The sequence below is a fragment of the Neorhizobium sp. SHOUNA12A genome (genome assembly GCF_023006505.1).
Classification (GTDB): Bacteria; Pseudomonadota; Alphaproteobacteria; order Rhizobiales; family Rhizobiaceae; genus Neorhizobium.
Genome location: NZ_JALBGV010000153.1, coordinates 1 through 6467, shown reverse-complemented (window position 1 = coordinate 6467; position 6467 = coordinate 1). Strand labels below are relative to the sequence as shown.

Here is a 6467-nt window from a genome sequence, read left to right as displayed (position 1 = left end):
CGAACCTGATCTTCACGGCGGTCATGCAGTTGGCGATGCGCGGCGAGGTTCGCCTCGATCTCGGCATGCCTCTGACGCTGGACGCGATGGTCTATGAGGGGATGGCATGACGATCAGTTCGAAGCATTTCGAATTCTTGCTGCAGGGATCGATGCGCCTGCTGACGGCGAAACAGTGGAACATTGCCCAGACGCCGGTCCATCATGCCGATGCTCCCGCCCAGGACATCATCCCGGGGGACCAGTTCGCAATTTATGCAGACGGCGATCATAGCACCTACAGCGTCTATGCGGCCGAGGCTTGGACGAACGGGGCTCCGCAACATCGCGACGCCTGACGCGGCTGGATACGCGCTACCAGACACCCCTGTGGCTGTCCTCCTGTCAGATCGATTGGCTCTGCAGCGTCGGCCGCCTTCGTCCCGTGCATCTGGAGCCCCGCAAACATTCCGAGGTCGTGCTTCCGGGAAGCGCGATCAGCTTGACCGCCTACCAGGTGGGAAAGGCTCACTGGATGCTGGAATACACCACCACTACAATCAGCTGTGCCGGGACGGCGGTTGGCCAAGCGTGACCCTACTCGACCGTGCCCGTAAGGAAGTCGGCGAGCGCCGCAACGAGAAGCCGCTGGGTAAAACCTCGCTTTATGAGGCCGTGGGCAAGCTGCGGGACAATCGTGACATTGATCGTGTTCTCGCAGTGGCACCGCTTCCACCAGGTGGCAATGCCATTGAACGGTTCATCCCCGGTTGGAAGAAGCCATTTCAGGCCGCTGTACGTGCTGCATGGTGCGACAAACGCGGCACTTGGCTGACAGTGAAAGCACAACTCGAAGCCTTGTGCTAAGGCGCCCCGAATCTGCAGAACGCGTCGATAGTGATTGTGGACGATATCACGTCGTCTGGCGTGTCCATTTCGACCGCTGCTGACGTGATTTCCACGAACGGGAGCCGATATTGCTGGGGCGTACTGCGTCTTGAGTGGCATCTAACCCTTGATAAATTCACGCCATGGAGCCGCTTAAGTATCAGCGGTAGAGATACCGAGACCGTGCTTACGCCTCACGGTCTCTAAATATCAGGTGTGGCACATAACTGCACAGGTCTGAGCGAGCGCTTGGTAGGGCCTGCCGATAAGCGGCGAATACTACCAGTCAGGGATCAGCTGACGAAATACGGGAAGGGAGGTCGAAAGGCCTCTCTTTTTCGTTCTACCTCTCGGTCTCCGTTTTATCTTTGTAAAAGAGCTTTCCAGCTGTCGATGCCAATCGCAAAGCCATAAACAAAAGCGCTATTCCGTCCAACAGAGATAAATACAATCACCGATATAATTTCCACCGCCTTCAGCCGAGTTTTATTTTTTGACAAAAGGAGGTATTTCTCAACGTTTTTCGGCACGAGTTACCGTTTTTCGGCGTATTAGGATGATTTCGGCTATTTTGTTGCGTTTTTTCACGCCGCTCGGCATACTTAGTCGATCAAAATTAGCCATTTTTGGCTTAGGTGTGCATATGACACCGGCGTTCTTCACGGGCGCGGCGCACCATCCGTCCGAGATCTTCGGGTCTGTTGATCTGCTTCTCTTCGGCTGATGGCCCTACTTGGGATAACAGGTCGTCAAGAGTGAGCGGCAGTGACGCCTGAATTCGCTGCGAAATATCGGGTAGTTTGACATCGATCTTTGAGAGAGAACCGCTGACCTCGCCCACTCGCCTGCGAAACCGCTGGCGATCTCGGCAGCCGACGGAGCCGACTTAGCGAGACTGCTGTCGGTCGGGATGTTTTCACTTATGTTTTTGAGGGCCTCTACAGGCGCGCGGACAGTTGCGAGACGTCGTGCGAGATCTTGTGCGGCGGTCGCGCCCGCTCGCAACTCATTCTGTACTATCTCGTCTTTTGATGCTCTGCTTGCGTGCCATGTCGCGCTCCCGAGCGGGAACATAACCGAGGCTTGAACGGAAATTAAGGGAGCGCGCTCCCGTACGGGAGCACCAATCCGCTGATCGCTCCGGAATCCGCAGGTCACTGAACCCATCTCGCTATCATAAGCCATGCAGACGTGAGCGCGTGGTCCACAATGCCAATGGCCATGATCGCAACAAATATTAATCCACAGGCCTTAGCCCAACCTTCGTTAGAGCGGGAATGCTCTTCAACGAAAATTCGCTTATCACGGTCACACATGATCACCTCACCTTTCACGGTCATCCCGGTCGTGGTCCGCCTGTCGCTGCACCTCCTCAAGGCGGGGCACGTGCTGTTTGGCAGGATCGTCCTTCGTCGTGTCACCGCTTGGTTCGGCGTCTGTCCTTACGCTTCCCTCCTGCGATGACGATGTCTTCCCGACTGTAGCGGGATCCTCGACTACCTTATCGTTCGCGGCGTCGCGACCAGGCCCCGCGACGGCATCGGTCGCCCCGGACCCCTCCCGTTTGTCTCGCTCTGCAAATCGGCGCTCTCGCTCGGCGTTCAGAATTGCCGTCTTGAGTTCAACGTCCCTTTCTGCGGCGTCGCGGATCAACGTATTGCCGCTCGCACCGAGTTCTCCTGCCTTGGACAGTTGCAGACGCAACCCCTCCTTCAAGGTCCGCGCACCGTCATCGATTTGCTCGCGCCCCTGCAGCTGTTCAATGGCGCCTCGAACCCGTTCGATATCGATCAGCGCCTTGTTCGCCGCTGCAGCAGCATCAAGGCCGTGCCGCTCAACGGCGTCACTCCATCGCCGTTGCTCGTCTTCACGATCAGCGGTTCGAGATAAACTCTCTCTCGAAGCAGGCCGTTTTGACGTCTGCTCTTCGGTAAACTCCATCAGTTCACGCCGCGCAGCCACGTGTTCCCGTGCTGCCGCAGCGATCTCCTGGAAGTCCTTTCGGTTATCGGACGACATGGCGCGTTCGGCCTGGAAAAGCGACGTCTCGACGCGCTTCTCGTAAGCCACGAACTCCGACCTTGTCATATGGTGCATATCTTCACCCTCCGAAACAAGCTCAGACAACTCTACCACCTGTATTCGGAATTGCGAAGCAGAATTTGTGGTGTCTCTGTCGCTGCGACTCGACATTCCGATAGACCTTCTTCGATCCTCAAGGCGCGTTATCTGAGTGTTGACAAAATCAGAATGAGCGTGAAAAGCACCGTAATTCAATATATTGCTCCACTCTTCCCGGGCAGCTTGCATGTAGATCTGGCTGCGCGCGGTGGAAGCTCGGAAGGGGACATCGGCACGTTTCGACCTATAACGGAAATCCGCAGCTTGGGTCGTTCCCTCATATACGGTGCGACCGACTGTATTCAGTGGGCGAACTTGGTTTTTGGTATAGCTCGGTGGGCTCGCGCGATCACGGCGATCGGTCATTTCCATGTCGATGCCGTGTGCACGCGCTTTCTCGGCCATAACCAGTCGCCATTGCCGAAAGGCGGGGATCGTAGTCTCGATCCTGTCGCCGGCATCCGATCGCATCGCGACGATCGCATGCACGTGGACGTGGGGACGTTTGCCGCCCGCGGCCTCAGCCTTTGGATCGCTGGACGCATCGTGCAGCGAAAATACGTAACGATGCCCGCCAAATTGGCTGCCGAGAAAGTCCCGCGCAGCATCCTGAAACGCAGCGGTATCAGTACCCGCCCGTGCCGATATGATCAGGTGCATCACGTCGCGCGGTTTGCGGCTGTGAAGCTGGCCTCGCCACTCCTGCTGGACGAGGTCTACGGCCCGCTTAGCGTCCATGACCAGCCGCCCCTGCTCGTCCTCTACCCTTCCTGGATACTGTTCGACAAGCCTGCGAAGACGGCTGGTCCCGTAGTCCGTGCCGTTGCCATGACCGGTGAACTGGAACCGGATGTCGCGCGCTCCACTCAGCGTCGCCTCCAACCGCTTCTGTACGATGGATGTCGCTTTGTCGTCGCCTGTAAGCCGCTCGCCATGCCGGTCGCGAAGCACGGCGACACCCTGGATTTCGAAGCCTGTGCCATCGGTTTGTTGGGCAACGGCAAAGGCGAATGCTCGGTCGCCCAGAGCGTAGCTGACGATCTCGCGACCTCGTTCGAAGAATTCACCGTCGGCGCTGGTGGCGTGCCCGACAGAGATCTTGAATAGGCCGATGTCGCGGCTTTCGGCTCGGTTGTTCATAAGATGATCCCACTCACCGCCGACCGCAGAGAGCTGATCCCTGCCGCGAAGCTGGTCGCCGCGCTCGTTCTCTACCACGACCTCTCCGTTGCGGGAGACGTAGTTGATCATGGCGCCGAGCCGTGCGCCGCCACCGAACGATGCCATTTTCACAACCGCCGGCTGGCTCCCCGCGGCAAGCCCAGCAAATCGTGCCCACATTGGCCGGTCGGCCGGGCGGCGACTGCCGCTCCGACCAGAAAAGTTGGAATGCATATGCCTAGGCAAGAATCCTCCGCCCTTCGACCCTCTTGCCCCTCGAGCCGCTGCTATGGAGCCGCTCCGGCGGCGCCGTTCGTCATCGTCTTCGAACGGGCGCTGGCCGAGCGACAGGTCATGAAGGAACGCGGCTTTGCGTTGCTCCCATTCTGCCGTAAATGCTCCGAGAAAGATTTCCATTAGCGTTTACCACTGCGGAGACGTGCACCTCGCTCTGCGTAGGACTTCAGTTCGAGCAGCACCGCGGCAAGCACCCGGTGAACATCATCAGCGACAAATCTCGTTTCCTCCGCGAAGGAGGACGCCCGGCGGTTTGCGGTCCGCGCCAGCTGATTGAGGTTTACTCCAACCGCTCTCACCTCTGATAAGAGCAGGCCAAACACGGCTCGATCGGCGTCAGTTAGGAACGGACGTACGCCGGCCCCTTCCAATGTGAGCGACCGCACGAAAGCCGAAACGGTCAGGCCGGCTGCTTTTGCCGCCTCCTCGATCATGCGGATCTCGGTCGCGCCGAACCTTGCGTGGACCACCCTTGACTTCCGTTCGGCGCCGATCACCGGCACGGTCTCGGACGCTGAAGACGGGCTCATCGGCACCTCCTCGAAACAGGCCGCAGGCCCATCGACGGCTTGTCCGTCGATCGTCAGCAAATTTGTATCACAAAATTGCGTATCCTGCCAAAACACCATTACCGTATCGGTAACATAATTTCAACCCAATGCCACTCAAATGATCGCCAGTCGAGTGACCTCGGAAGGGTCACAGCGATGCTGCGCCCGCCAACACGTTCAACCCTCACCTGCAGTGCGTATAAGCGGCCTACCTCTACACAGTCATTAAATGCTGATGTTGCTTATGGATGTAGCTACTGTTTTTAGGTCCGTAACATATCCTGCATCGCTACAGATGCTCTGTCGATCGATGGGATACGGAATATATTCCACATCGTACAACGCGCCTGTAGCTTGGACGGCGACAGTTTTCAGCTATGAATACATTATGTTCACTTTTTTGCTTGCCTCACTCCCTGCTCTCAGTCCATGATGCGGCCATCTTCACCACGTGCGGAGGCGGCCAAATGCCGAGAACCTATGCGGCAGTGAGTAACAAAGGTGGGGCTGGAAAAACCACGCTCGTGACCTTGATCGCGGGGGAATATGCCCTTCGCGGCGAGCGGGTTCTTCTTGTCGATGCAGACAACCGTCAAAACCTGTCAGGCTGGTGGCAGCTATGCGGCGAGAAAGCCAATGTCCCGGATAATATCGAACTCACCCAGGCATCGACGCAACGCTCGATCGAGCAGGCCATCGACAATCTAGGCAAGGCATTTGATCTCGTCGTCATTGATGCGCCGGGCGTCGACAGTTCATTGCAAACAGCCATCATCCGCTCGGCCGAACTGGTGATTTCACCAATCCAACCGGCGATCAAGGAACTGGAGGCGGCGGGCCAAGCCGTGGCGGCGGTCAATGAGATCAACGACCGGCACGGTCTTTCGATCACCCATTTCAATGTCAGGACGCGGATTTCCGTGCCAGGCCGAAATCTCGAAGCCTATCGGTACATCCGACCGTTTGTGGCCGGCTTGGTTGCGGCCGAGTACCGGACAGGCCTCCTCGACACAGAACTCTTCGAGCGCAATATATACCGCGAAATCCAGAACGGCCTCGGGACCTTGCAAATGCAGGATCTCACTGATCCTGTTCGCAAGGCCCGGCTTGAAGTTCATCAACTCGTAGATGAGATCGAGCAGCGTAGGGCGGCGGCCGAACTCGAGGGCGCCGCATGAGCAAATCCGTTCTCGACATCCAGGATTTCTCTATCGCATCTCGCAAGCCTGAATCAAAATCGGATAAGAGGTCCAATTCGCCGAGCAGCGAGCCGACCCTGCCAGTCGACAAACCACCGGCTCAGATGCTGCCCAAACCGACTGAAGAGCAGCGGCGAGAGACGGCCGAGGCGCGGGCAATCGCGCAGGAGGATGTCCGCTACAGCTTGAAGAACCTGAAACGATCAAAACAGCGCAGCGTGAAATTCTTCATCAACATCGCCTTGGACTACGAGTTGAAAGCGCGCCTTCAA

At 57.6% G+C, this 6467-nt stretch carries 7 protein-coding genes; 5 read left to right on the top strand and 2 right to left on the bottom strand.

The window, feature by feature from the left end:
• The first annotated feature begins 106 nt into the window (after window positions 1-106).
• The 3 genes from MOV63_RS31715 to MOV63_RS31705 all read left to right on the top strand — a co-directional run bounded on the left by MOV63_RS31715 (window position 107) and on the right by MOV63_RS31705 (window position 1590).
• Complete coding sequence (locus MOV63_RS31715) at window positions 107-337, top strand: hypothetical protein (protein WP_247039716.1); 231 nt, start codon at window positions 107-109, stop codon at window positions 335-337.
• A gap of 232 nt (window positions 338-569) precedes the next feature.
• Window positions 570-845, top strand: a complete 276-nt coding sequence (locus MOV63_RS31710) for a hypothetical protein (protein ID WP_157885309.1) — start codon at window positions 570-572, stop codon at window positions 843-845.
• Between the two features lie 577 nt (window positions 846-1422).
• On the top strand, window positions 1423-1590 hold the full coding sequence (locus MOV63_RS31705) for a hypothetical protein (RefSeq protein ID WP_247039715.1): 168 nt from the start codon (window positions 1423-1425) through the stop codon (window positions 1588-1590).
• 599 nt (window positions 1591-2189) lie between these two features.
• Here the strand turns inward: MOV63_RS31705 and MOV63_RS31700 are convergent.
• Both MOV63_RS31700 and MOV63_RS31695 read right to left on the bottom strand, forming a co-directional pair.
• Entirely contained in the window at window positions 2190-4565 is a 2376-nt protein-coding gene (locus MOV63_RS31700; protein WP_247039714.1) for a conjugal transfer protein TraA, read from the bottom strand.
• Complete coding sequence (locus MOV63_RS31695; protein WP_247039713.1) at window positions 4565-5074, bottom strand: plasmid mobilization protein; 510 nt, start codon at window positions 5072-5074, stop codon at window positions 4565-4567. The genes MOV63_RS31700 and MOV63_RS31695 overlap by 1 nt, the downstream gene beginning before the upstream one ends.
• Before the next feature lie 389 nt (window positions 5075-5463).
• On the opposite strand from MOV63_RS31695, the gene MOV63_RS31690 reads away from it, so the two are divergent.
• Both MOV63_RS31690 and MOV63_RS31685 read left to right on the top strand, forming a co-directional pair.
• Entirely contained in the window at window positions 5464-6174 is a 711-nt protein-coding gene (locus MOV63_RS31690) for a ParA family protein (RefSeq protein WP_247039712.1), read from the top strand.
• Window positions 6171-6467: hypothetical protein (locus MOV63_RS31685; protein WP_247039711.1), on the top strand; the 297-nt coding region annotated here is incomplete at its 3' end. The genes MOV63_RS31690 and MOV63_RS31685, both read left to right, overlap by 4 nt.

What these genes read in the sequence shown, in the direction of transcription:
- MOV63_RS31715 (WP_247039716.1), top strand. Translation starts at nt 107, where the DNA reads ATGACGATCAGTTCGAAGCATTTCGAATTCTTGCTGCAGGGATCGATG.
- MOV63_RS31705 (WP_247039715.1), top strand. Translation starts at nt 1,423, where the DNA reads ATGATTTCGGCTATTTTGTTGCGTTTTTTCACGCCGCTCGGCATACTT.
- MOV63_RS31700 (WP_247039714.1), bottom strand. Translation starts at nt 4,565, where the DNA reads ATGGAAATCTTTCTCGGAGCATTTACGGCAGAATGGGAGCAACGCAAA.
- MOV63_RS31695 (WP_247039713.1), bottom strand. Translation starts at nt 5,074, where the DNA reads ATGGTGTTTTGGCAGGATACGCAATTTTGTGATACAAATTTGCTGACG.
- MOV63_RS31690 (WP_247039712.1), top strand. Translation starts at nt 5,464, where the DNA reads ATGCCGAGAACCTATGCGGCAGTGAGTAACAAAGGTGGGGCTGGAAAA.